This window comes from Shewanella litoralis, assembly GCF_009828585.1.
Classification (GTDB): Bacteria; Pseudomonadota; Gammaproteobacteria; order Enterobacterales; family Shewanellaceae; genus Shewanella; species Shewanella litoralis.
Map to the genome: position 1 here is coordinate 1 of NZ_WSRZ01000080.1, position 575 is coordinate 575.

Annotated in this window: 1 protein-coding gene; it reads left to right on the forward strand. The window is 43.3% G+C overall.

Features of this window, described 5'->3' with window-relative positions:
* Positions 1 to 200 (forward strand): hypothetical protein (locus GQA99_RS20690; protein WP_206194596.1); only part of this gene is annotated, 200 nt, incomplete at its 5' end.
* Positions 201 to 575 lie beyond the last annotated feature (375 nt).

Consider the following 575-nt stretch of genomic DNA (forward strand, 5'->3'; position numbering starts at 1 on the left):
ACTCAGAAGTGAAACACAGTATCGCCGATGGTAGTGTGGGGTCTCCCCATGTGAGAGTAGGTCATTTCCAGACGCCTAATAAGTATGAAAGCCCGTTGCTAACGCAACGGGCTTTTTTACGTCTGAAATTTGAGTTTTGTGCATCAACCTTTATTTATCAAAATGAACAAGATAGCAGTGTGGTCGACATGCCCATGTGAGAGTAGGTCATTTCCAGACGCCAAATACACGAAAAAGCCCCTAGAAGAAAACGCTAGGTTTTTTTCGTATATACGCTTACCAAAAATGTTCCAGATAATTCAAGACACTTCCTATATTCATTTAGGTCGCGCGAAAGAACTAAACTCGATGTCGCCCAGCCGCTGAGCGGCTTCCCCGGCTCCAAATGCCGTTATTGCTCCTGCAATAACGGCATTTCTGCCATCCCTTGCGATCGCCACTTTTCCCCTTTTAATACCATTTACATTAATTAACTGGTCAGTTTTGTCCAGCTTCTAGAGCATAATTTAATGACCCTTTCAGGCTCTGCAATAAAGTGATTCCATGCAATTGAGCACTGTTCAACAATATCGTCA